Below are 24430 nucleotides of genomic sequence, written 5' to 3'. Positions count from 1 at the left end.
ACCGATGGGCCGCACCGAGACCAGGCTGGACGAGCTGGACCTGGCGATCCTGACCGCAATGCATGAATACCAGAAGGCCGGAATCCTGGAGTTGTCGCGCCGCACCCGCGTCGCGCGCGCGACCGTCCAGTCGCGGATCGCGCGGATGGAGGAGGCCGGCGTGATCGCCTCCTACGATCCCCACATCGATGTGACCGCGGCGGGCTTCGACGTACAGGCCTTCGTCACCCTGGAGATCGCCCAGGGTGCGCTCGACGCCGTCGCCGCCGATCTCGAGGCGATCGCGGGCGTGCTGGAGGCGTACGCGACCACCGGTTCGCAGGATGTGCTGTGCCGCATCGGGGCCGATTCGCATGCCGGGTTGCAGTCGGTGCTGCTGAGTATCGACCGCAGCGCGGCGGTGGTGCGCTCGCACAGCGTCATCGTGCTGTCCACGGTCGTGCCGAGTCGGACCCTGCCGCTGCTGCGCACGCTCACGCCCACCGGCACCAGTAAGGCCCCCGCATATCGGCACAGCTGACGCACGGATCAGATTTTCACGTCGGCTTCCGGGGTCAGGATTTCGATGCTCGGAGACAGATCGGGCTCCAGAAAGCCCAGCAGCGCAGCACCTTCCGCTTCGACCGCGGAACGTTCGGCCGCAGACCAGATGCGGTGGGGCACGATTCGCAGCCGGGCGCGTTCGCGGTCGGTGAAGATCTTGTAGACGGCCGCCACCATGCCGTCCAGCAGGATCGGGGAGACCTGCGTCCCGCGATACTGCGCGGGTGGTGCGGCGACGCCTGCCGGGATGATGCGGCCCCGATCCTTGTGGGACAGAAAGACATTGTCGTACCAGCCGAGGTACCGCACCGGGGCGGGCAGATCCGGATCGGCCAGTTCGGCATCGGCCCGGTCGTACAGCGTGCGGCCGCGTTCGTCGGTGTAGGTGCGGACTCGATCATCCAGTGCCGCAATGACTTCGGCTACTCCGGTCAGTTTCGACCAGGTCGCGATATCGCCCGCGGTGGCCGGGCCGAAGGCGGTCAGATAGCGAATGACCAACTCCGGCAGGGGATATCGATCGTCGGGCGGCGCACCGAGCCAGGACTCGATCCGAGACCACACCGGCCGGGCGTTGTTGCGCCACAGTCCGCGGGGCGGTGTCTGCAGCACGGGGAGCTGATAGAGCCAGGTCTGCAGTACCGCGGACGGATTGCGATCAGGGTATTCCCGGGCCGCCAGCACCCGTAGTTCGGCGGCGGGGATCGGCTCGTCGCCCAGGGCCGCCTCCCCGCGCCGACGCACCTCCGCCGGATCCAGGCCGACCATCGCGCTGGCGTTGAACCCCTTGCGAAACGGGATCTTCTCCAGCTCCGGTTGGATATGCGGCGCGATCCGCAACGCATCGGCGGCGGTGACGAGATGGATCGTCGCGCGCATCAGCGTGATCCGCACCAACGACCGGTCCCGCAGCCCCGCCGATACCGCCGCCGGATCGAAATCGACCGTGCGACTCCACAATCCGACATACGGCGGCGGAACATCCTGCGCCTGCAATCCCACCAGGTGCGAGCACATATCCGTCGCGGACAGCGCCGAGCGCGCCAGCAGATGCTGCCGGGCCAGCAGAGTCCGGTTCAGGACGCGATCGGAAAGTTTCATGGTCCGGTCACCGTAAACGTCGGCACCGACAAGAATCCGACGAATCGGCCCGGTCCGGCGAATGCCGCCGTCGTCGCCCCGAGCCGCAGCCGGGGCGACGACGTCCGGACCGGACGCTTTCGCTCCGCCGATTCAGCGGATGGTGACGACGACCTTGCCCGTGGCGGTCCGATTGTCCAGGGACGCAACCGCATCCGCGGCCCGGTCCAGCGGGTACAGCACCGGCCGGGGCGGGGCGATCTTTCCCGCGGCCAGCAGCGGCCCGACCTCGGCCCACTGTTCCTGCAGGTAGCCCGGGTGCGAGGTGACCCATTCACCCCAGGCCGCACCGACCACCTCGACGTTCTTGAGCAGCAGCCGGTTCACCTTCACCGTCGGGATCTCACCCGCGGTGAAACCGACCACCAGCAGACGACCACCCGCGGCCAGCGAACGGACACTGTCGGTGAAGCGGTCACCGCCCACCGGGTCCAGCACGATGTCGACCCCGCGACCGCCGGTCAATTCCTTCACCGCGGCCAGCCAGCCGTCGGTGAGCACCACGTCGGTCGCGCCGTTCGCCCGCGCCACCTCGGCCTTCTCCGGCGTGCTCACCACCGCGATCACCCGGCCCGCACCCAGCGCCGCGGCCATCCGCAACGTCGACGTGCCCACACCGCCGGCCGCGCCGTGCACCAGCACCGACTCGCCTTCGGCCAGACGGCCACGGTTGCGCAGGCAGAAGTGCACGGTCAGATCGTTGAACACGATGCCCGCGCCGGCCTCGAGGGGGATGTTGTCCGGCAGCGGGAACACCATCTGCACGGGCGTCACCGCGACCTCGGCCAGGGCGTTGCCGAGCATGGTCAACGCCACCACCCGGTCACCCGGCCGCACATGCGCGTCCTCGGGCGCGGAGCGCACCACACCGGCGACCTCACCGCCCACGACATACGGCATCTGCGGTTTGAGCTGGTACAACCCCCGAGTCATCAGCACGTCCGGGAAGGCCACACCGGCCGCGTGCACATCGATCACCACCCCACCGGTAAACGGCTGCGGTTCCGGAATATCGACGACCTCGATGGACTCCGGCCCCTCGAGCTTGCTCACCTGGGCTGCACGCATGAATCGACTCCTGTCGTCCGACACCTGTCCGAACAAGTTAACCGGTCTTCGCGGCGAGCTGTCCACGGGTGTATGTCTTGCTACGCTTGTGCCCGCTGGACTCATGAGCAAGGGGGATCGTCTTGGCACCGGAACCATCGATGAACGTCGACGTCGGAGCGCTGGCCAATTTCGCCAAGGCCCTCACCGACGAGGCAGGCGCGATCGGCAAGCTCGATCCCGGCCTCGGCGACGCGGTGACCGCCCTACCCGGTACCGACTGGCAGAACACCTGCCAGCAGACCAAGACCTCGGTCGACAATGCGCTGCAACGCATCTCGGACCGCGTGACCACACTCGCGGACTCGGTCGATCACGCGGGCAAGGTGCTCACGATGACCGATGAACAGTTCGCCGCCGACCTGGAGAAGATCGGGATGCACGCATGACGCTCACCATCTCGAACGTCGAGGCATGGAACCCCGCCGCGATCACCACCGCGGGCACGGCCGTCAACACCACCAGCACGGGCCTGGACAAGGCCCTCAGCAACGCCGACACCACGATCAGCAACCTGACGTGGGACGGCAACGCCGCCAAGGCCGCCCGCACCCGCATGGGCACCGAGAAGACCCGGGCCTCGGCGGTGAGCGGAGCGCTGCTGGAACTGCAGAAGGCGTTGAGCACGCACGTCGAGAACCTGACCAATACCCGGCAGGCGGTCCTGGACGCACGCGAACCCGCACTGCATCCGACCGGCCCGGAAGCAACACCCCCGGATCCGTTCGAGATAGCGGACAACGGCGTGGTCACCGCGACCAAGCGCAAGGACTACATCGACAAACTGCAGGGCCTGAACGACGGCGAGAAAACCTGGCAGAAATGCTTCCAGGATCTGCTGGCCGCCAACCATCAGTCCAAGATCACGGGCGCACTCGCGCAGGCCGAGTCCGCCGCCACCGATCTCATCACTGCGGTGAACACCGCGAAGGGAAAAGTCGACGCGGCCTATGCCGGACTCGGTGACCCGAAACTGGGCGTCACCGCGGCGCCCTCCGCCCCGGCGAACACCAGCCCCGCCTCGCTCAGCTCGAATTCCGCTACGCCGCACTATCAGTCGACGAGTAATACCTCGCACAGCAACGGCACGTCATCGCACAACGGCAGCAGCCACTACAGCAATGCCTCGATGAACGACCGCAACGAATCCAATCTCTCGCAACCGTCCGGGAATGTCGCCGAGTGGATCGCCCAGGCACGAGAAATCCTCATCCAGGAAGGCGTTCCGGCCGATCAGATCGACGACAAGGCCATCGCGACGATCATCGAGCACGAATCGGGCGGAAATCCGTCGATCGTCAACGACTGGGACAGCAATGCCGCGGCCGGGCACCCGTCGAAGGGGCTCATGCAGACCATCGACAGCACCTTCAATTCCTATGCGGTACCAGGCCATACGGATATCTTGAATCCGGTCGACAACATCGTGGCGGCCAGCAGATACGCGATCAACAGATACGGTTCGCTGAGCGATGTTCCGGGCGTGGTCGCCGTTCGCCACGGTGGCGCCTACGTCGGCTACTGACGTTCAATTCGGTAGCGTGGCTTGCGCATTGGCCAGCAGCGCGTACTGCGACGCGGCTCGCTGCTGGGTCTGCCAGAGCTGCTGTCCCAGAACCAGTGCCGCATAGCGTCGATACGCGACGAAGCAACGGAACCGGGCTGCCGCGGGCGCGGTGTAGTTCTCGACGCACATCGTGTTCGGCACCCCTTCGGGTGGGTCGACATCGCGTCGGGCATCGGCATCACCCAGATGAGCCGAGTCGGCGACGAACTGCACGGCCGCGGCGGAATCACGAGCTCTGAACACATAAGCCGCCGGGGCGACCGCGACACGGTCGATCCCCGCACGGCGCATCACCGGATATCTCGTGCCCTGATCCTGCACGTAATTCAGATAGGCCCGCAGGGTGTACACGATCTCGCTGCCGCCGTCGGGCGGGGACGCCGCCGCGCCCTCGTGCAGGGTTCGCACCAGGATGTGGTCCGGATCCTGCTGCAGCGTAGGGATTTTCTCCGCCGGTGTCGGAACGAACTTGTCCAGCACGGGCAGTTCCGCGGCGAGATATTGCTGCGTCATCTCGGTGAGCCGCGTCAGGTCCGTCGTCCGTGCGTCGGCGAGGATATTCACGACGAACACACCGTGGGCGAGCGTGCTGCCCAGCGTGGGAACCGTGGGACGCCAATGCGCGAACGCATCGGCGTATTTCGGCAATTTCACCGGTGTGTTCTGCGGGTTCAGCGCCATGTCGACGGCGTCCGTCTGCTGGGCGGCGGAACGGGCCGACGCGGCGTCGGGAAAGCGAAGTACCGTCACCCGGATGCCCTCATGATCATGGGTTCCGTAGACGGCTTTGGTCAGCGGTGTCACCGAATCCGCCGCACCGGTCGAGAATCCCACGACGAATCCGTTGTCGTACAGCACTTTCACCACGGGATCGGCGAGATATTGGGTGACCGACTCCGGCGTGACCTGTGCACTGGCGGCAGCACCCCAGAAATATTTCGGCTCCACCTCGTAGGGACTCAGCACGGCATCGGCCAGCCTGGCGGCCTCCAACTGCGCATAACCGCGAATACCCAGGTAGCTCGGCAGAGTGGGAGGTCTCGTCGAGGAGTCCGCATCGATGTCGAGGGTGCGCACATCCACTTCTCCCGCAACCGCATTCGGATGGAGCACCGAGGAACACCCGGCCACGAGTGTCACCATGGCGAACGCACCCAGTGCTCGAACCAGCCGACCCACGTACGAACTCATCGCATCACCGCCGGAAGGTCGTCGAGAATATGGTTCAGGGTCGTCTGCGCGGTCAGACATTTGCCCGCCTGTGCCGTGCCGATACCGGCCGTCGGGGTCGTGACCTGGACGGTCACCGCTTCGACGTCGTCGTCGGCGACCGTCCGATAGACGCCACGCCGGACGCAGACAGTGCTGTTCAATTCGGCGCCGTCGGCATCGACCACGTTGCCACCGCCGAAATCGATGTGGATCGGATGGGCGGGCGAAGCGAAAGGCTTCGTATGTTCGAAGGCCACGGTCAGGGTGTTCGTGCCGACCCAGTCACAGGAATGCAGCAGATTCGGGGTGCCGCGGACCTTGTCTCCGATCGACAATTTGGTCTCGTCCGGATCGACGAGCGCACAGGGGTCGTGATGTGCCAGCGAGTTCCGGACATCCGCGAGCCGCGGCCCGTGCTCCACATCGGTGACCAAGCGGCCCAGGGCCTCATCGGCTACCACGCACCGCTGATCCGCCGACTTACCGCTCTTCACGGTGAGCGTGATCCCGAACTGCGGATCGATCGTGGCCGGGGTCAGCGCCCGGCCGCACCCTCCGTCCACGGGTCCGGTGGGCTCGAGAACCGGCACGCCGTTCACCGTACGACCGCTGTTTCGATAGGCGGCGGTGCGTTGGACGTCCAGATCGAACTCGTATCCCCCGGCCTGTCCGCTACATCTGCCCCACTGCTGCGAGGCCGGCGATGTGGTCCACTGTCCCAACGAGGGCACCAGCGGATCCTTCATGACCGCGCACATATCCAGCGAGCGCAGCGCGGTGAGGTTGAGCCCGGCGAGCGGGTTGGGTCCGGCGGATGCGGAACCATCGCTGCCGCCGAACGCGTATACGCCGCCGATCACCGCGCCCACCAGGATGACGACGACCGCCAACGCCCCCGCGAGCAAACGCCGGCGACGCTGCGTCTCGGCCGCCTGGGATGCCACGAGAAACTGCCCCACGCGCCGGTCGAAGTCGGCTCCCGGCGGTTCGGGGACCCTCGACTGGTCGGTGCCGGGAATCTGCGTCGCCTCCGGGTCGGAGACCAGCGCCGAGAGTTCCCGGGACTGCTCGTAGATCGCCCGATGCACGGCCAGCGGCCACGGTTGCTGTTGCGGCGGAAGCGATCCCAGGAAATCGAGGATCTGCGCGGGAGTGGGCCGCGCGGCGGGATCCCGGTTCAGGCAGGGGACGACCAGTTCGCGGATTTCCGGCGGCAGCGCGGACAGGTCCGGGTCCGTGTTGACGATCTTGTACAGCACGTGCGGCATCGAGTTACCCGCGAACGGGCTCGCCCCGGCGGACGCCATCACCAGGACCGAACCCAGCGAGAACACATCGCCGGCCGGTGTGAGCGGTTCGGACTGCGCCTGTTCGGGGGACATGAACGCCGGTGAGCCGATGATGGATCCGGTGTGGGTCAGATCGGAGCGCTCGTCGACGAGGCGGGCGATGCCGAAGTCGATCACCCGGGGACCGTCCTCGGCGAGAATGACGTTACCCGGCTTGAGATCTCGATGAATGAGCCCGGCGCCGTGAATGGACTGCAGGGCCGAGGCCAGACCGACCGCGAGCGTGCGGATCTGTTCCGACCCGAGCGGGCCATACTGCTCGACCGCTCGGTCCAATGGCACGCCTGGGACGAAAACCGAAGCCAGCCAAGGAGATTCGGAGTCGACATCGAAATCGACGACCGCCGCGGTATAGGCGCCGGACACCCGCGCCGAGGTCTGGACCTCGCGCCGGAATCGCGGCAGGAAATCCCGCTCGGTCACCAGGTGCGCATGGACCTGTTTGATGGCGACCAGACGTCCGTCGGGACCGACGCCGAGCAGTACGCGCCCCATCCCCCCGGCACCGAGCTGCCCCAGCAGCCGGTATCGCCCGATCCGTGCCGGATCACCGGCCTCCAATCGTGTGACCATCAGGTGTAACCCAATCGCTCGAGCACCGAACCGATCACCGATTCGGTTGCGCCACAGGCTTTTCCGGAAGATGCCGACGTGGCGGGATGGGCGATCGCCGCGATCGTCTCCCCGCGACCGCCGGTGGTCGGCTGGACCATGAGGTAGGTCGAACAGGTGCCGTCGGCGTCGACCAGACGTGCGGCCTGATGCGGTGCGAGCTGAATCTCGCCACCGATGTTGACCTGCTGATATTTCGGATCGTTGTCCAGGCGCGCGGTCTCGGTGGTCTGCAATTTCACGCCCAGGGCCGCCCCCTGCCACTGGCAGGTGTGCACGTCGATCTTCGCTGCGGGAACGCCCGAGCCCACGGCCGCGCCGATCACCGAGGAATCCACCGCGGTGCACGGATCCACCCGCACAACGGACTGCCTCGACAGCGATGCGGTGGGCGAATTCGTCACCAGACGAGTGAGTGTCGCCTTCAACCCGGACATCGCGGCCGTGCACGCAGCACCGTCGACATCGGAGACCGTGAACTCCACCGCCACCTTCGACTGTGTCCCCGCCGGGACTGCCCGGCCACAGGATCGGGTGCCCGCGGTGGTGTCGAGAACAGGTTGGCCCGCGAGCGAATCCGCGGTCCGCTCGGCAGCGGGTGCGGCAACCCCCACGCCGACCGTCATCGTCGATTGCCGACCGTCGGACATCGTCACCTTCGCCGCGCACACGGACGAATTCGTCGGCACCGGCTGTGCGGGCTGCCCCAGCGAGCCGATGACGTCCGCGTCCAGCAATCGGCAGGTGTCGACCAGGCGCAGCTGATCATCGGATAACGCCAGGGTCCGGTGCGCCAGTGGATCCGGCACGGCGGACCTACCGTGTGTCAGCGCGAGAACTCCCGCGCCACCGGCCACGACGACGGCCACGACAGCCGCCGCGATCGCCCAGCGCCGACGTCCCCGGCCCGCGGGTTCGGGCGACTGCCCGTCCAGTTCGTCCCACCGTCGGGCCTCGGCCACGTCCCGGGCGATGGCCCGCTGCACCTCGGACGGCCATGCGGCCCGCGCCGACACCGACTCCACCGCACCCAGCAGTTGTTCCGCTGTCGGCCGGTGCGCCGGATTCTTCGCCAGGCACGCGTCCACGACCGGGCGCAGGACCGCGGGCACCGCGCTGGTATCCGCACGACCGTGCACGACGTTGTACAGCGTCTGCGGTGTGGACGCACCGCTGAACGGATTCTGTCCCGAGGCCGCCAGCACCAGCATCCCGCCGACCGAGAACACGTCGCTGGCCGTGGTCAGTTCGTATCCTTCGGCCTGTTCGGGCGACATGAAGGCGGGTGAGCCGATCAGGGATCCGGTGGAGGTCAGCTGGGTCTGGGTCTCGAGGGCTCGGGCGATGCCGAAATCGATGACGCGGGGGCCTTCCGCGCCGAGCAGGACGTTGGCGGGCTTGAGATCCCGGTGAATCATCCCTGCCCGATGGATCTCCAGCAGGGCCGCGGCCAGACCCGCGGTGAGCAGCCGCAGGCCGCCCAGCGGCAGTGGCCCGAACTGCTCGACGGCCTGCTGCAGCGATGCTCCGGGGACGTACATCGAGGCGAGCCAGGGCTCGGGAGCCTCGGGATCGGCATCCATCACCGCGGCGGTGTATGCGCCGGTAACCCGTTGCGACGCTTGCACTTCCATCCGGAAACGTTCCCGGAACTCCGGGCTCCGCGCGAGATGACGGTGCACCATCTTGACCGCGACCAGCCGCCCGTCCGGCGCCCGCCCCAGCAGCACCCGCCCCATCGCCCCCTGCCCGATCACCGCGAGCAGCCGATGTCGCCCGGCGCTGCGCGGATCATTCGGCCCCAACGGCTCCATCGCGGTCGCTCCCCTCCCCGTACCTCTCGGCATCGTACCGAGCCGACCGCCGCACCGCCCATCCCCGAGCTCGCTATTCCCCGGCAAAACGGGCAGACGCTACGCACTGGTACGACCATCTCCGCGTAACGACGCACCGCCCGCACCGTAAAGTCATTCACAAGAAGCACCGCACGAGAACGCGGCACACCGTGCAGCGCGAGGAGCACCAGTGTCACTCGATCAGCCACTCGCCCCGCTTCCCCGGGAGGGCATCGGCTTCACCACGTCGTGGCCTGTCCGCACCGGCGATGTGGATCCGTACAACCGCGTGCGCCTGGATACCGTTGCCCGTTATCTGCAGGATGTCGCCTGGGAGGAATTGGAGAGCGGCTTCTTCCATCGCACCGATCCGGTGTGGATCGTGCGCCGCACCGTCATCGACGTGGTGCGGCCGATCCTGTGGCCGGACCGGGTGGAACTGCGACGGTGGTGTTCGGCGATGTCGACCCGCTGGGCGAATATGCGGGTCCGGATCACCAGCGACAACGGCGGGCTGATCGAGACCGAGGGCTTCTGGATCAATCTCAACGAGTCGACCAATATGCCGACCCGGATCAGCGATCAGGGCCTGGCCCACCTGGCCCGCACCACCACCGAGACCCGGCTGCGCTGGCGGCCGTGGCTGACCGATCTACCTCCCGCGGAATCGGATACCGATCTGCCGTTCCCGTTGCGCGCCACCGATATCGACCTCTACAACCACATCAGCACCAGCGTGTACTGGCAGGCCGTCGAGCACTATCTGATCGACATCCCCAAACTCGTCGCGGGCCCGCATCGGGCGGTCATCGAATACATCGAGCCGGTGCTCGCGCGGCAGCACGTCAGCGTGCGCAGCCGGATCGAAGCCGGCGATCACACCGGGGACGCCGCCCTGCGGCTGTGGTTCGTGGTCGGCGGCACGACCACCACGACCGTGCGGATCGGGCCACTGCCGGAGTGAGACACCACGAAATACGCCGGAGGACTCCGCATGAGTCCTCCGGCGTATTCGATTCGGTTGTCCCCGAAGGGCTTCTACCCCCGGGCGGCCTTGAGCAGGTCCTCGCGAGTGGTGAGTTTGACGCGGGGGCGGCCGCCGGACTTGCCCGCGGTGCGTTCGGCGGTGTCGATCGCCTTCCAGCCCTCGCGGTCCACCAGATCCGGCTGACGCTGCGCCAGCAGGGTCTTCAGTGCGGCCCGATCAGCTTGCGGCGCAGGGAGTTTGCCCGAGGTGAAGTCGGCGAGCAACTGCTCGACGGTCTCGGTGGCATCGACCCGGTTGGATCCGATGATCCCGCGCGGGCCGCGCTTGATCCAGCCCGAGACGTAGATGCCCGGCAGATGCGAACCATCGGCGACGACGCGGCCGTGCTCGTTCGGGATGGTGCCGGTGCGCTCGTCGAAGGGCAGCTCACCCACCGGCTGGCCGCGGTAGCCGATCGACCGCAATACCAGTGCGGCGGACAGCGTCTCGGTGCGATCCGACGCCCGCGCCACCACGCGGCCGTCCTCGACGACCAGCTCGTTGTGCACGATCTCGACCGCCTCGGCGCGGTCGTCGCCGGTAACCGCGGTGGGCGAGGTCAGGTAGCGGAAGACGATGCGCTTGTTGGCCGGATCCGGCGTCTCGGCCGCATACTCCTGTGCCAGTTCGTATTTCAGCCGCAGTGAGGGCTCGATGTCCGGATCGTCCAGCAGCGCCTGGCTTTCCGGATCCAGCTCCAGCTCGGCCGGATCGATGATGACGTCGATGCCCTTCAGATGGCCCAGGGCCATGAATTCCGAAGAGGTGTAAGCGGCCTGCAGCGGGCCGCGCCGGCCCAGCACCACGACCTCGCGGATGTTGCTCTGCCGCAGGGCGTCCAGGGCGTGATCGGCGATATCGGTCTTGGCCAGCTCGTCGGGGTCCAGGGTCAGCACGCGCGCCACGTCCAGCGCGACGTTGCCGTTGCCGACGATGACCGCGCGCTCGCCCGACAGATCGAAGGTGCGCTCGGCGTAGTCGGGGTGGCCGTTGTACCAGGCGACGAACTCGGTCGCGGAGTGGCTGCCGGGCAGATCCTCGCCGGGCACGTCCAGGCGGCGGTCGGTGGAGGCGCCGACCGCGTAGATCACCGCGTGGTGATGGTTCACCAGCTCCTCGTGCGATATGTGTTTACCCACCTCGACATTCAGGTGGTACTGCAGGGTGTCGCGGCGGAAGGCGCTCTCGAACATGGTCGACACACCCTTGGTGCCCGGGTGGTCGGGGGCGACTCCGGCGCGCACCAGCCCCCACGGGGTGGGCAGGCGGTCGAACATCTCCACCTCGACGTCCGCGCGGCGCAGCAACTCCTCGGCGGCGTAGCAGGCCGCGGGCCCGGCCCCGACGATCGCGACCCGCAGCGTACCCAGATCCTTCGGCGGACGCGCCGGAGTCACCAGCGGGTCGAAATTCGATTCCAGCGGATGACGCTGGAAGTACGCGGCATTGATGTCGGCGAATCGCGCCAGGGACGCGCTCAGATCGTCCTCGGAGAAGATGGCCTCCACCGGGCAGGCATCAACACAGGCACCGCAGTCGATACAGGTGTCGGGGTCGATGTACAGCTGCTCGGTCGTCGCGAACTCGGGTTGCTCCGGAGTCGGACGAATGCAATCGACCGGGCACTCGGGTACGCAGCTGGCATCGTCGCAACAGCGCTGCGTGATCACATAGGCCATATCTCGCAGATCCTCGAAACAATCATGGGGCCGTACCCGCGCCGGGGCTCGGAGCGGGACGGGCATCACATCCGATGCCCGTGGGCAATGGATGTGACGCCACCTTCAGTGTGCCTCGAGAGTGAGACGTCTCTCTCATCAGGATGCGTCGGTACGGGGTTTCGGTAACCCGAATACCGCCTCACACGGCATGCCCGAGCATCGGTTCGGCCCGGTCCGCCTACGGTATCGGCTATGGTGCGGACCCTGATTCTGATGCGACACGGCAAATCCGATTACCCCGAACGTGTCGTCGATCACGATCGGCCGCTCGCGGCACGCGGACGCCGCGAGGCGGCGCTCGCCGGTGACTGGCTGCGCGAGACGCAGCCTCGGATCGACGCGGTGTGCTGTTCCACCGCGGTGCGCACCCGCGAGACGCTCACCGCGACGGCCGTGACCGCCCCGGTGCAGTTCGACTCCTCGATCTACGAGGCCTCGCCGCGCACGCTGATCGAGCTGATCCAGCTCACCGAGCCGGATGTGCAGACCCTGCTGGTGGTCGGGCACGCACCCGGAATGCCTTGGACAGCTTGGGAACTGGCCGCCAACCGCAATTCCGAACCGGCCGCGGAACTCAGCCGCAAATTCCCCACCTCGGCGTTGGCGGTCTTGGAATTCGACCGCACCTGGGCCGAATTGGACACCGGCACGGGTGATCTGGTGCGCTTCCACGTCCCGCGGTAGCACCCGCGGGGCCGCGGCTAGCTGATGATCCGCCCGCGAACCACGACGACCACACCGAACACGATCAGCAGCACCAGGGCCACGAACCAGTTGGTCAGCCACCACACGACGCCCAGGACCACGAGCACCGGCAACAGTGCGATCGCGGCGATGAGCGGACTTTCTCTGATCGTCTCGAGCGCCGATCGCGCCCGGATCCGATCGATCTCTTTGGCCATGAATTCAGCGTAGGCCGACTCGTCCCGATCGTCCGGTCCTTTTCACGCGGCCCTGGTGGAAGGGGTGCGGAATCGTACCCCCGCGCGGGGAGCGAAACTTGTCGGTGCCCGGTGCCATCCTGTGCGCATGGACTGGAAAATCGAGCTCGTCGCCATCCCCGTGACCGACGTCGATCGCGCCAAGAAGTTCTACACCGGTATCGGCTTCAACGCCGACTACGACGAGAGTCCCACCGAGGACATCCGCTTCGTTCAGCTCACCCCGCCCGGGTCGGGATGTTCGATCGCCGTCGGCAAGGGCATCACCGATGCCGCACCCGGCAGCGTGGTCGGCATGCAGATCGTCGTCGCCAGCGCCGAACAGGCGTATCAGGAACTGACCGCCGCGGGTGTGGCGGCCACGCCCGTCAAGGACGAGGGCTGGGGGCTGTTCACCTATTTCGCCGACCCCGACGGGAACAAGTGGGCGGTACAGGAGATCCCGAAGCGCTCCTGACCTGCGCCCCGGCCACCGGCGGTGAATTCGGGCAGAATCGATCTCGAGTTCGGGGCCGCGGACGGCTACGAGAACCGTCCGGGAGCGCCGGTGGACGACACCCCCGTACACCTGGTTCCAACACCCTGAACAACGCCAACCGCGAACAGCCGAAGCGAAGCGGAGGCATCAAATACAGCGAACACGCCGGAGCGAAGCGGAGGCAGAAGATTATGGGTACGGCGGCATGGGATCGGATCACCGACAGGAACGATCCCGAGTACGAGCGCGCGCGTTATTCGATCGGCGAGGTCTCCGAGCTGTCCGGCCTGACCCGGGACACCCTGCGCTGGTACGAGCGGATCGGGCTGCTGGATTCGGTGGGCCGCGATCACGCCGGTAAACGTCGGTTCAGCGATCGGGACATGGACTGGCTGGCACTGATCGGCAAGTTGCGGCGCACCGGAATGTCCGTGGCGGACATGATCCGATACGCCGAACTCGTACGCGCCGGGGAGTCGACCTATCCGGAGCGCCTGGCGATGTTCCAGCGCACCCGGGCCGACGTGCTGGCCCAGATCGAGGAACTGCGGCAGACCGTCGAGGTGCTGGACTGCAAGATCTCGCTGTACGAGGGCAATTCGGCCGCCGCCGATTGGCGCACCGTGGGCGTCTGCCCGCGCCCGAGCCAGGACGAGGCGGTCGATCACGAGCGGATCGATCAGGGCGCACCGGTCTGATCGCCGAGCGTTCACCTGGCTCGGCACTCCGGGAGTCGCGACTGCTCATATGCTCGACGATGCGCACGGTGCCCGGCCGCGCGGATCCCGGTCCGGAGATGGGTGAGTTCGGGTGCGCGGGACGCGAACCTGCCTGATCTCCCGCCTTGAAGGAGCTGCCCGATGACCTCCCCCGCCGATATCGAAAGCGCGGTGCGCGCCGGTCTGGCCGCCGTCGCGGCGATGCCCGCAGTGGACGAGCACTGGCTGGAGGTCTACCGGCACCTGCACGCGAATCCCGAACTGTCCGGAGCAGAGGTGGCCACGGCCCGTCTGGTCGCGGACGAATTGCGGGCGATACCCGGCTGGGAGGTCACCGAGGGAATCGGCGGCACGGGCGTGGTCGGCGTGTTGAACGGTGGTCCGGGCCCGGTGATCTGGTTGCGCGCGGATATGGACGCGCTGCCGGTGCAGGAGGAGACCGGACTGGACTACGCCTCGCGGATTCCGGGCGTGATGCACGCGTGCGGGCACGATGTACATGTCACGGCCCTGCTCGGGGCCTGTGCGCGCCTGGCCGCGCGAGCCGATCTGCCGGGCACGATCGTGGCGATCTTCCAGCCCGCCGAGGAGACCGGTTTCGGTGCGCGCGGCATGCTCGACGACGGTCTGCTGGACCGCTTTCCACATCCGCGCATCGTGCTGGGCCAGCACGTCGGCCCGGTTCCGGCCGGACTGATCCTCAGCCGCGGCGGGGTGCTGATGGCCGCGTCGGATTCGATCCGGATCGAGCTGACCGGTTCGGGCGGACACGCGTCCATGCCGCATGCCGCGGTGAATCCGCTGACCATGGCCGCGTCCCTGGTGCAACGGCTGCAGGGCCTGGCCGCCCAGCATGCCGCGCTGCCGTCGGCACCGGTGCTCACCCCCGCCGCACTGCACGTCGGCGACCGGCCGAACGTGATCGCCGAGCATGCCGAAATGCTGCTGAGTCTGCGGACATTCACCGCCGGCTCGCGCGAGACGATCCTGGCGGGCGTGCGCCGGATGGCCGCAGCCGAGGCCGAATCGGCTGGGGTACACAAGGATCCGGCGATCGAAATATTCGACAGCTTCCCGGTCACGGTGAACTCCGCCGCCGATACCGACCGCCTGCTGACGACGTTCGCCGCCAACGGATTCCCGGCCTTCCCACTGCCCGGACCGATCACCGGCAGTGAGGATTTCGGCGCCTTCGCCACTGCCGCGAACTGCGCATCGGTGTTCTGGTACGTCGGCGGATTCTCCGCGGATCGGTACACCGCCGAGGATTGGATCGGATTGCATCAGGAGATGGCGCTGCCCGCCGGGACGGCCTCGAACCACTCCCCCCGCTTCGCGCCGGACCCGGAACAGACCCTGCCACCGGCGATCAACGCGATGGTCGTGGCGGCGAGCAGCGAACTCGCCCGGAGCTGATCGCCCGCTCATCAGAATCGGCGGGCGCCGGTGACCGGCATCTGCCCGATCGGGGATTCGATCACCCCGGTGCGGTCGGTCGAGGCGTGGATGACGCGCCCGCCGCCCTCGTAGATGGCCGAGTGACCGCCACCGTAGAAGGACACCACATCGCCGGGCTGCAACTGGTTCAGCGGAACAGGGGTTCCGGAGTCGAGTTGGCCGTAGCTGGTGCGCGGCACGCTGACCCCGGCTTGCCGATAGGACCACTGCACGAGGCCGGAGCAGTCGAATGCGTCAGGGCCCGCCGAACCATATCGATAGGCGTGTCCGAGCTTGGAGCGAGCGGCATCGAGAGCGCGTTCGCCGGTTGTCTCACGCTGCGTGGGCGCAGCCTGCGGCGTGGACTGCGCCTGCGGCAAGGGCAGGTTCAGGCCGGGCAGCGTCAGCCCACGGAACTGGGGCGAAGACAGGAATTGCCGGACCTGCGGAATATCGAGCACCGGCGGCAGGCCGGGCAGGTCGGATTGCGCGGCCCCGGCTTCAGGTACAGGTGCAGGCGCCGGTGCGAATGTGAACGCTCGTGCGACTACCGGCGACTGATCGGATGTCGTCGCGACTGCGGAGTGCGTGACGCCGGGTGCAGGTGCGACGGCAGGGCGCACAATTCCCGGGATAGGTACGAACACGACAGCGGAAGGCATCGCCGCGGGTATAGCTGTCGCGACAGCAGGTTGCCCGATTCCGAGGGCCGGTACGAACCCGACCGCAGTGCGCACGACATCGGGAACGGGCGGCGCAGCGGGGGGCGCGATGCCAAGACCAGGTGCGAACTCGGCCGCGCCGGGAACAGGCGTCGCAGCCAGGTGTGCGATTGCAGGCGTAGGTGCGAGCCCGACGGCGGGCCGCACAATTGCGGGAGCGGACGGCGCGCTGATCGCGATGCGCGGCACGACGCTCGAATTCTGCTGCGGCCCAGCCGGAGCCAGATGTAGTCCCTGTTCGATGCCCCGGGAGATTCCGACTTGGTCCGGCACATCGATCACACCGACGGCCGGGACGTTCACGGGCTGGGCCGCTGCCTGGCCGGTGGCGAGCACCGTCGCCCAGACCATTCCGAGGGTGGCCGCGGCGACCCCGAATGCGAACCAGAGCACCCGCCGCAGCAGGCGGGTATATCGGACCTCGTCGTTTCCTGCGCTCATGATGTACTCCTTACGATCCTGTCATCGAGGGTCGATCGGGGCCTTGCGAAGCCACGTCCCGTTGACGCGGCCGACTCCGTCGAGCTCCTCGAAATAGATTCGAAAAACATCACGGTGTTGCGTCCAGTCGAGCGGATCCGAGGCGCAATCATTCGCCGGAAAATGTTGAATCGCAAATACAACCGCACCGAAATACGATAACGAGACGATAAAGTATCGAAAAACAACTGATATCACGACAATGCCCCGCAATGCATTTTTCTGCACTGCGGGGCATTGCCGGAATATCTCAGGCGCTGATCTGCTGCTCGATCTGCTCGGCCAGGCCGCGCAACTTCGCGGCGAATTCACGGGCCGCGGCCGGGTCACCACCGGATCCCTTGACGATCCGGCGCGTCAGCGCGGCCAGCCTGGTCTCGGCCGAACTGAACAGATCCACGGGGCGTTCGTGTGGATCCTCGACGACCTCACCGCGCAGCCACGCTTGCAGATGCTGCACCACTCGATCGCGATCGAATTCACCGGGCAGCACCGCCACCGCTTCGCGCAGTTTGCCCGCGGTGATCTTCACATCGCCCGCCACGAGCGTGGCATAGACGGTGACCGCGGCGTCCTCGCCGTACTCGGCGGCCACCGGCAGCAATTCCCGTATCTGCCCCTCGTTGATCCCCGGGGCCAGCGGATGGAGTTTGGCGGCCAGCGGCCAAGCGCGAATCAGCTTGTGCGCGTACGAGCGCTGCATATCCCAGCGCTGTTCCACATAGTCGTCGAAACTTGGGTAGGCATTGCGATACAGCCGCCCGTCACGCACGATCTGCAACGCCCGCCCGGCCGCCCAGAAGGCCATGCGCAGAGTGCTGATCGAGGATTCGCAGGCCGACAACTGGTTCTGCTCACCATCGCTGAGCGGGCCCGCGCCCGCATCGGGCAGCGGGACGGTGAGCACGTTCACCGACTGCGGTTCACCGGATCGCGCAACGACCGCCAGAGCCCGCCCGGAATGCTCCGGGCGATTCCACTCCGCGTCGCGCAGTGGCGAGACCGCGGGCGTGTGCTCGGCCGAATCGTCCAGCGGATTGGCCGCCTGCGCGTGCGCACCACCGATCATCGATTTCCTGCGTTGCGGAGGCATCAGGCAGGCACCCCCAATGCGGCGCGGTAGGGCGCGACGAGTTCATCGCCCACCTGCCGATATTCGCCGAGATCCTGGAGTGGATTTTCCGCGCCTTCGCCGACTTCCCCATCGGCGGCTTCGCGGTACCATTTCCAGGCGCTGACACTGGATTCGAATACGTCGTAATCGGCGTTCTCCAGACAAGCCCGCTGAGAGCGGTATTCGGTGGATATGTTGACGCCGTTCTTCATGGTGACCGGAACCTTGGTCATGAGGACTCGGACCCGAATTTCCCGGTCCGCGCCGGCAGCCGCCTCTTCGGCGGCCCGATAGGTGCTGGGCACTCGTTTCACCTCCGAGGGACTCACGCTCGTCAGCAGGACGAGCTCATCGGTCGCGGGAATGGCAGCCTTGAAGATATCCGCTGACTCACCTCCGGCGTCCACGATCACGACGTCGTAGTCGGCGGCATTGTCGGCAATGCAATCGCCGACGTGTCTCGATGGAAATGCGATCAGGGTGAACGGGATGTCCACCTCTGCCCGGACCAGCCTGCGATGCCAGGAATATCCGGTCTGACTGAGCGGGTCGGCATCGATCACGAGTACGCGCAACTCGTGCACCCGGGCGAAATAGGCGGCGAGAAAGAAGGCGGAGGTGGTCTTCCCGACACCACCCTTCAGATTCCCCAATGTGATTACCAGGGGACGGGGCAGATCCAGTGATGCAACAGAATTCGTCATGGACGGTCCTCCCATAGTGAGGAGTAAAACTGTGCGGTGGCCAGTGTTGCACGGATATAACTCCGAAACCGTTCGACGAGCACGGCGTGTCCAATTGGACACAGCCGATCTGCACACCCACTCCGCATGCCGGGCACGCGCCGATACCGGGTAGCATGTCCGCCATGCACCGAATCTTCACCGTCACTCCGCCCCCCGCCTCCTGAGCGAGGTGGTTTCACGGGCCGGGTGGCGTCAGCTGCTCGGTTGAGTTCGGGTACCCGTCTCCCGATGCGAACATCATCGGCAACCGCCTCGCGTCGTCGTCCCCTTCTTCTTCGACGCAGGAGTACCAACACCCATGTCCGTCGACGTCGTCGCGCCCGCGCGCGACCGATCCGCACTGACTCTCATCACGGCCGGAATCCTCTGGGGCACAGGAGGTTTGTCCGGTTCCATCCTCGCCCGCGAGGCGCATCTGGCGCCGCTGTCGGTCGCGGCCTACCGGCTGCTCATCGGCGGTGGTCTCGCGATCGCCCTACTGGCCGTATCCGGCGGGTTGCGCGGTCTGCCGCGCACCCGGGCCGCGCTCGGCCGAGCGCTGCTCACCGGCGGCCTGCTGGGATTCTTCCAGGGTAGCTATTTCCTTGCGGTGCAATACATTTCGGTGAGTATCGCGACGATGGCCACGATCGGGATGCTGCCCGTCTTCGTCGCCCTCGGCACCGTACTGCGCACCCGGCGCAGACCCGATACCGCGACGCTCACCGCGATCGCCGGAGCGGTCACCGGACTGGTCCTGCTCACCTGGTCGCCGGACGGTGTGAGGACCGGATGGCGACTGGCCGCGGGGGTCGGCTTCGCGCTGCTGGCCGCCGCCGGGTTCGCGACCCTCACCCTGCTCACCACCCGCACGGTCGAGGGTCTGGATCCGCTGCGCACCACCGCATTCGGCATGCTCACCGGCGGACTGCTGCTCACGCCCATCGCCCTGACCAGCGGCATGTCCCTGCCCCTGCGCCCGGCGACCCTGGCCACGGCCGCCTATCTGGGCAGCGTGCCCACCGCCGTCGCCTACACCGCCTATTTCCGCGGGCTACGCACTGCCGCACCGATTTTCGCCGCCATCGCCGCACTGCTGGAGCCGCTCACCGCGGCCCTGCTGTCGGTAGTCGTTCTCGGTGAACGGCTTTCGGTGGCCGGATGGTGTGGCGCCGCGCTGCTGATCGTCGCACTGGGGGTGAGTAACCGCAGTTAACCGACGACGGCGCGGCCCGCTCGACGGTGGCCGCCAGGACCACCCGGCTCGGCCGCAGTCCCCTCATGACTGCGGCCGAGCAGCTGTGCACTCACGCCGCGTCCGGCACCGCGGTGGGGACCGGTGCGGCAACCGGACGCGGGAAGGCGAGTCTGCGTGAGAGATACGCGAAGACCGGACCGAGGGCGTTCATCGCGACCACCGACACCCAGACGGCGAGCAGATTGCCCGGATGGAAGCCGAACCCGCCGAAGTAGGTGGCGAAATACGAGGCGAAGCCGAAGAACATGCCGGGAATCAGCGAGAAGTAGCCGATCCGGCCGGTGTACATCAGGGCGGTGTTGACCACCAGGATGATCAGGGCCAGTACGGCGTCCTGCGCCAGGCGGGATTGTCCGAAGGCGGTGCCGATGTGCTGGTCGATCAGCACGATCACCATCGCGAAGGTCGAGCCGGCGGGCATCGCGGCCCAGAGCTTGCGTGCGACCGCCATCGAGGGACCACCGGCCAGGAACGTCCCGGCCCAGCCGATGAAGATCGCCCAGGGCGGCAGATTCAACGCGGTGCCGCCGATGAAGGCGGTGAGCGCGGCGAGGATGGAGGCGACTATTTCGTGGGGTACGAGCTCACGCATGGGACAGGACTCCGATGTCGGCGGGAGAATGGGAGGTGCTGGGGTGCAACAGTTCTCGATGGCGGGTGGTGCGGGCCACCACCCGGCCGCGCTTGAGGACGTAGCAGCGATCCGGCCGATCCAGCAGCACGTCGGCGACCCTGCGGGTGGACAGCACCACCAGATCGGCGGCGGCGCCCGGACGCAGCCCGTAACGGTCGGCGATCCCGACGATCCGCGCCGGAGCCTCGGTGAGCATGGTCAGCACCCGCGCGAGGTCCCGTTCACCCGAGAGGTGGCCGGTCTGCGCGAGGAACAGGCCGATATCGAGCAGATCGGCATTTCCGAAGGGGGTGAACGCATTTCGCACGTTGTTGGAGGACACCGCGGCCTGCACCCCGGCCTCCCACAACTCACGGACCGGCGCGACGCCGCGACGCACGGCCACCGAATCGGCCCGGCCGCCCAGGTGCATATCCGTCGCGGGCAACGGTACGACGGCCACGCCCGCAGCGGCGAGCCGTCGCATCGTGGCCCGGCGTTCGGCGACGGGCCGTCCCGCCAGGGAGGTCACATGCCCGAGCGTGACCCGCCCGCCCATCCCGGTTCGGGCGGTGACCTCGGCGATCCGGTCGGCCAGGGCGAATCGCGGATCGGCCGCGTCGTCGGCGAAATCGGCGTGGATGTCCACCGGGACGCCGAATTCGTCCGCCAGATCGAAGACCGCATCGATGTGCCGGTGGCAATCGGCCAGATCGGCCTCGTTGTAGGAGCAGCCGCCGATGACGTCCGCGCCCAGGCGCAGGGCCTCACGCAACAGTTCCAGGGTGCCCGGCGCCTTCAGGATGCCCTCCTGCGGGAAGGCGACGATCTGCAGATCGATCCGATCGCGGTATTCCTCGCGCAGTTCGAGCAGAACCCGCACGCCGAGCAGTCCGACGATCGGATCCACATCTGGATGCGCCCGAATCATGGTGGTGCCGTTGAGGATTGCCATCTCCAGCACCTGCCGCGCGCGGGTCCGGACCGATTCGGCGGTGAAACCGCGCTTGAGCTCGCCGGTGACCGCGATTGCGCCGGCCAGGGTTCCGTCCGGATCGGTGCGTTCGCGGTCGAGCATCGCCTTGTCCACGTGCACATGCGCCTCGACGAGTCCCGGGATGACCACGCGGCCATCGCAGTCGATCGCTTCGATGCCGGAAATCGACTGTGCCGCAACAATTTCCGTGATGCATCCGGCCGTGACGGCGATGTCGACGAGACCGGAGTCGTCCGAGATGCGGGCGTTGCGGAGAACCAGATCCGCCATGAGTACCTCCAGGAGGAGCAGGGGCACAATCTGTATAGAAATGCCGTGTTGCGCCTGCCCTCGGGAAATTTTTCCGGCGTGTTACCGAATCCTCGCAGGACAGGCTGATCATTTGCCCAGATCCAATCTGAGGGGTTCCTACCTGGTCAGATGCCATGTCACCGCCACATTTCCGCCTCACGGCAATCCGTCAGCTAACGTCTAATTTCCGCTATTCCAGGCTCGCGTGGCATTTCCCACAGGTTCGCCCTACACCCTGGCGGCACGCCTCGCGCGGTGGTTGTATACGGAACCACTCTCCGGTCGCACTCGAAGGATGGTCGATGACTCTGCTGCAGCCCCACTCCGGCCCGCTCTCGGGCGAGGTATACCTCCCGGCGGATCCGGCCGGGATCTCCTGGGGCCTGCTGCCCAATGCGGTGAGCGAGCCGGTGCTGACCGTCGGCTCGGGCGCCACCGTCTGCCTCGACACGATCAGTCACGAGGGCATCCTCGAGGATCAGGGCCGCGATCCGGCGGCGTTCTTCGCTCCGGCCGGAATCAGCGGAATCCTCTCCGACACAGCACTTGTCGCGGATTCGGGTAGTCATGATCCGAGCACTCAGGGGCCACATGTGCTCACCGGGCCGATCGCGGTCACCGGCGCGTTGCCCGGTGACGTCCTCGAGGTCGAGGTGCTCGAACTGCGTCGCCGCACCGACTACGGCGTGATCAGCAATCGACACGGCCGGGGTGCGCTGCCGGGCGAATATCCGGCCCCGCCGCCAGGCCACCCAGCGGATGAACCGGTGCCGCCGGTCTGCACGATCGCCACCGTCGATGAGGCCGAACGCGGCGTCATCGCGGTCGGCGACGGGCGCTCGCTACGCTTCCCGCTCAACCCGTTCCTGGGCATCATGGGCGTTGCCGCCGCCACCGAGGACCCGGTGCATTCGGTGCCGCCGGGCCCGCACGGCGGGAATCTCGACATCCGCATGCTCGGGGTCGGCGCGCGACTGTATCTGCCGGTTCAGGTCCCCGGCGCGCTGTTCTACGCCGGTGATCCGCATTTCGCCATGGGCGACGGCGAGGTGGCACTGACCGCGTTCGAGGCTCCGCTGCGGGCCACGCTGCGGCTGCGCCTGCACACCGATCCGCAGATGCGCAACCTCGCCGAGGTGCTCGCGACGCCGTTCGCCGAGACCCCGCAGGATCATCTGCTGATCGGCCTGGACCGCGACCTGGACGCCGCGGTCGCGCAGGCCACCCGCAATGCGATCGCGTATCTCGGTGCGCGACACCGTATTCCGGCTCCGATCGCACTGGCCTATCTGTCGGCGACCGCGGACTTCCGCATCTCCCAGGTCGTCGACATCGTCAAGGGTGTGCACTGCTGCATCCGCAAGAGCGATCTGGAGGGGCTGTGAACGGCTTCGTATCCTGGCTGCCCGTCCTGGACGCACCCGCGGGCCTGCGACTGGCCGTGAAGGACGTCATCGATGTCGCGGGTATGCCGACCGGCGCGGGAAATCCGCGCTGGCTGGCCACGCATTCGATTCCACAGCACGACGCGGCGGTCGTTCGCGCGCTGCGGGCCGAGTTCACCGTTGTCGGCAAGACCCATACCGACGAGCTGGCCTACAGCCTGACCGGCACCAACGCCCACTACGGCACGCCGGTGAATCCCGTCGCGCCGGAACGCATGCCGGGCGGATCGTCGAGCGGGACCGCCGCGGTGATCGCCGCCGGACTGGCCGATCTCGGACTGGGCACCGATACCGCCGGATCGATTCGCGTCCCGGCGTCCTACACCGGCATCTTCGGGTTGCGCCCCACGCATTCTCGCGCGCCGCACGACGGAATCGTACCGCTGGCACCGTCTTTCGATGTCCCGGCGCTGCTGGCCCGAGATCTGGCGACCCTGCGTGCCGGGGCGCGGCTGATGCTCGACGGCGTCGGCACCGATGCGCGCCCGCGCACGATCTGGTGGCCCGCCGACATCCCGGTCGCCGAACCGGTGCGACAGGTCCTGCGCAGCACGCTGACCCGCCTGGTCGGCGCGGGTTTCGAACTCACCACCGCACCGCTGTTCGAGGCCGGGGGCTGGGACCGGGTGCGTGCGGCGTTCAGCACCGCCCAGGCCGCGCAGGTCTGGGAGCAGCACGGGGAATGGGTGCGCCGGGAACGGCCGATCTTCGGCCGCAACGTCTCCGCGCGTCTGGAACTGGCGGCCGAGGTCACCCCGCGCATGGCCGCCGAGGCGCGGTCGGTGCTGCGTACGGCATCGGATCGCATCCTGCGCGCATTCGCGGACGACCGGGTACTCGCCCTGCCCGCCACCCCGTATCCCGCACCACTACTGGAGGATTCGGGTGCCGGGCGCGCCGCGGTGGTCCGGCTCACCTGTCTCGCGCCGATACTGGGCGCACCCGCACTGAGCCTGCCGGTCGCCCGTATCGACGGTCTGCCACTGGGACTTTCACTCATCGCCGCACCCGGATGTGACGAATCCCTGCTGGCCACAGCGGAACTGCTGCGCTGAACGAGCGGCCCATCGGACGAAGGGAATTCGCCGATGGGCCGC

Annotated in this window: 23 protein-coding genes; 11 read left to right on the top strand and 12 right to left on the bottom strand. The window is 67.3% G+C overall.

Annotated elements, in window-relative coordinates; translation table 11 throughout:
- Positions 1–4: 4 nt before the first annotated feature.
- Positions 5–520 carry an Lrp/AsnC family transcriptional regulator gene (locus tag ON40_RS04915; RefSeq protein WP_040818930.1) on the top strand — a complete coding sequence of 172 codons (516 nt, stop codon included), beginning with the start codon at positions 5–7 and terminating at the stop codon, positions 518–520.
- An 8-nt stretch (positions 521–528) separates the two neighbouring features.
- On the opposite strand, the gene ON40_RS04910 is transcribed toward ON40_RS04915, so the two are convergent.
- Both ON40_RS04910 and ON40_RS04905 read right to left on the bottom strand, forming a co-directional pair.
- Complete coding sequence (locus ON40_RS04910; RefSeq protein WP_040818928.1) at positions 529–1644, bottom strand: winged helix DNA-binding domain-containing protein; 1116 nt, start codon at positions 1642–1644, stop codon at positions 529–531.
- 132 nt (positions 1645–1776) lie between these two features.
- Positions 1777–2751 carry an NADPH:quinone oxidoreductase family protein gene (locus ON40_RS04905; RefSeq protein WP_040818927.1) on the bottom strand — a complete coding sequence of 325 codons (975 nt, stop codon included), beginning with the start codon at positions 2749–2751 and terminating at the stop codon, positions 1777–1779.
- A gap of 140 nt (positions 2752–2891) precedes the next feature.
- Between ON40_RS04905 and ON40_RS04900 the strand changes: the two genes are divergently transcribed.
- Positions 2892–3179 carry a hypothetical protein gene (locus tag ON40_RS04900; protein WP_051192696.1) on the top strand — a complete coding sequence of 96 codons (288 nt, stop codon included), beginning with the start codon at positions 2892–2894 and terminating at the stop codon, positions 3177–3179.
- On the top strand, positions 3176–4315 hold the full coding sequence (locus tag ON40_RS53700) for a lytic transglycosylase domain-containing protein (RefSeq protein WP_040818926.1): 1140 nt from the start codon (positions 3176–3178) through the stop codon (positions 4313–4315). Before ON40_RS04900 ends, ON40_RS53700 begins: the two co-directional genes overlap by 4 nt.
- Positions 4316–4318: 3 nt before the next feature.
- Here ON40_RS53700 and ON40_RS04890 read toward each other — a convergent pair whose 3' ends face one another.
- The 3 genes from ON40_RS04890 to ON40_RS04880 are packed head-to-tail and all read right to left on the bottom strand — an operon-like array spanning position 4319 to position 9344.
- Positions 4319–5548 carry a DUF7373 family lipoprotein gene (locus ON40_RS04890; RefSeq protein ID WP_040818924.1) on the bottom strand — a complete coding sequence of 410 codons (1230 nt, stop codon included), beginning with the start codon at positions 5546–5548 and terminating at the stop codon, positions 4319–4321.
- A complete protein-coding gene (locus ON40_RS04885; protein WP_051192695.1) occupies positions 5545–7491 on the bottom strand; it encodes a serine/threonine-protein kinase in 1947 nt (648 codons plus the stop codon). Before ON40_RS04885 ends, ON40_RS04890 begins: the two co-directional genes overlap by 4 nt.
- Positions 7491–9344 carry a serine/threonine-protein kinase gene (locus ON40_RS04880; protein WP_051192694.1) on the bottom strand — a complete coding sequence of 618 codons (1854 nt, stop codon included), beginning with the start codon at positions 9342–9344 and terminating at the stop codon, positions 7491–7493. The genes ON40_RS04885 and ON40_RS04880 overlap by 1 nt, the downstream gene beginning before the upstream one ends.
- Positions 9345–9555: 211 nt before the next feature.
- On the opposite strand from ON40_RS04880, the gene ON40_RS04875 reads away from it, so the two are divergent.
- Positions 9556–10329: an acyl-[acyl-carrier-protein] thioesterase gene (locus ON40_RS04875; protein WP_040818923.1), complete on the top strand. Its 774-nt coding sequence runs from the start codon at positions 9556–9558 to the stop codon at positions 10327–10329.
- A 74-nt stretch (positions 10330–10403) separates the two neighbouring features.
- Here the strand turns inward: ON40_RS04875 and ON40_RS04870 are convergent, their stop codons facing one another.
- A complete protein-coding gene (locus ON40_RS04870; RefSeq protein ID WP_040818921.1) occupies positions 10404–12071 on the bottom strand; it encodes an FAD-dependent oxidoreductase in 1668 nt (555 codons plus the stop codon).
- Positions 12072–12305: 234 nt separating this feature from the next.
- On the opposite strand from ON40_RS04870, the gene ON40_RS04865 reads away from it, so the two are divergent.
- The gene (locus ON40_RS04865; RefSeq protein ID WP_040818920.1) at positions 12306–12797 is read left to right on the top strand and encodes a SixA phosphatase family protein; all 492 of its coding nucleotides are present in this window, start codon (positions 12306–12308) and stop codon (positions 12795–12797) included.
- A 17-nt stretch (positions 12798–12814) separates the two neighbouring features.
- Here the strand turns inward: ON40_RS04865 and ON40_RS04860 are convergent, their stop codons facing one another.
- Positions 12815–13015: a hypothetical protein gene (locus ON40_RS04860; RefSeq protein ID WP_040818918.1), complete on the bottom strand. Its 201-nt coding sequence runs from the start codon at positions 13013–13015 to the stop codon at positions 12815–12817.
- A 127-nt stretch (positions 13016–13142) separates the two neighbouring features.
- Between ON40_RS04860 and ON40_RS04855 the strand changes: the two genes are divergently transcribed.
- The 3 genes from ON40_RS04855 (at position 13143) to ON40_RS04845 (ending at position 15667) form a co-directional block, all read left to right on the top strand.
- Positions 13143–13511, top strand: coding sequence for a VOC family protein (locus ON40_RS04855; protein ID WP_040818916.1), 369 nt, complete (start codon positions 13143–13145; stop codon positions 13509–13511).
- 212 nt (positions 13512–13723) lie between these two features.
- A complete protein-coding gene (locus ON40_RS04850) occupies positions 13724–14230 on the top strand; it encodes a MerR family transcriptional regulator (RefSeq protein WP_083895414.1) in 507 nt (168 codons plus the stop codon).
- A 162-nt stretch (positions 14231–14392) separates the two neighbouring features.
- Positions 14393–15667, top strand: a complete 1275-nt coding sequence (locus ON40_RS04845) for an amidohydrolase (RefSeq protein ID WP_083895413.1) — start codon at positions 14393–14395, stop codon at positions 15665–15667.
- 11 nt (positions 15668–15678) lie between these two features.
- Here ON40_RS04845 and ON40_RS55945 read toward each other — a convergent pair whose 3' ends face one another.
- The 3 genes from ON40_RS55945 to ON40_RS04830 form a co-directional block, all read right to left on the bottom strand.
- The gene (locus ON40_RS55945) at positions 15679–16851 is read right to left on the bottom strand and encodes an NlpC/P60 family protein (RefSeq protein WP_051192693.1); all 1173 of its coding nucleotides are present in this window, start codon (positions 16849–16851) and stop codon (positions 15679–15681) included.
- Positions 16852–17140: 289 nt separating this feature from the next.
- Positions 17141–17959 carry a hypothetical protein gene (locus tag ON40_RS47895; protein WP_051192692.1) on the bottom strand — a complete coding sequence of 273 codons (819 nt, stop codon included), beginning with the start codon at positions 17957–17959 and terminating at the stop codon, positions 17141–17143.
- 23 nt (positions 17960–17982) lie between these two features.
- Positions 17983–18708 carry a ParA family protein gene (locus tag ON40_RS04830; protein ID WP_040818914.1) on the bottom strand — a complete coding sequence of 242 codons (726 nt, stop codon included), beginning with the start codon at positions 18706–18708 and terminating at the stop codon, positions 17983–17985.
- 340 nt (positions 18709–19048) lie between these two features.
- On the opposite strand from ON40_RS04830, the gene ON40_RS04825 reads away from it, so the two are divergent.
- Positions 19049–19945, top strand: coding sequence for a DMT family transporter (locus ON40_RS04825; RefSeq protein WP_040818913.1), 897 nt, complete (start codon positions 19049–19051; stop codon positions 19943–19945).
- A 91-nt stretch (positions 19946–20036) separates the two neighbouring features.
- On the opposite strand, the gene ON40_RS04820 is transcribed toward ON40_RS04825, so the two are convergent.
- Both ON40_RS04820 and ON40_RS04815 read right to left on the bottom strand, forming a co-directional pair.
- Positions 20037–20579 (bottom strand): DUF1097 domain-containing protein, encoded by a 543-nt coding sequence (locus ON40_RS04820; RefSeq protein ID WP_040818911.1) that lies wholly within the window; start codon positions 20577–20579, stop codon positions 20037–20039.
- Positions 20572–21894, bottom strand: coding sequence for an amidohydrolase family protein (locus ON40_RS04815; RefSeq protein WP_245567671.1), 1323 nt, complete (start codon positions 21892–21894; stop codon positions 20572–20574). The genes ON40_RS04820 and ON40_RS04815 overlap by 8 nt, the downstream gene beginning before the upstream one ends.
- Positions 21895–22190: 296 nt before the next feature.
- Between ON40_RS04815 and ON40_RS04810 the strand changes: the two genes are divergently transcribed.
- On the top strand, positions 22191–23273 hold the full coding sequence (locus ON40_RS04810) for an acetamidase/formamidase family protein (protein WP_040818908.1): 1083 nt from the start codon (positions 22191–22193) through the stop codon (positions 23271–23273).
- Positions 23270–24388 carry an amidase family protein gene (locus ON40_RS04805; RefSeq protein ID WP_040818906.1) on the top strand — a complete coding sequence of 373 codons (1119 nt, stop codon included), beginning with the start codon at positions 23270–23272 and terminating at the stop codon, positions 24386–24388. Before ON40_RS04810 ends, ON40_RS04805 begins: the two co-directional genes overlap by 4 nt.
- Positions 24389–24430 lie beyond the last annotated feature (42 nt).

The sequence above is a fragment of the Nocardia jiangxiensis NBRC 101359 genome (genome assembly GCF_000308615.1).
GTDB lineage: Bacteria > Actinomycetota > Actinomycetes > Mycobacteriales > Mycobacteriaceae > Nocardia > Nocardia jiangxiensis.
Note: the sequence above shows the minus strand (reverse complement) of the source record. Positions and strands in the feature narration are given on the sequence as shown.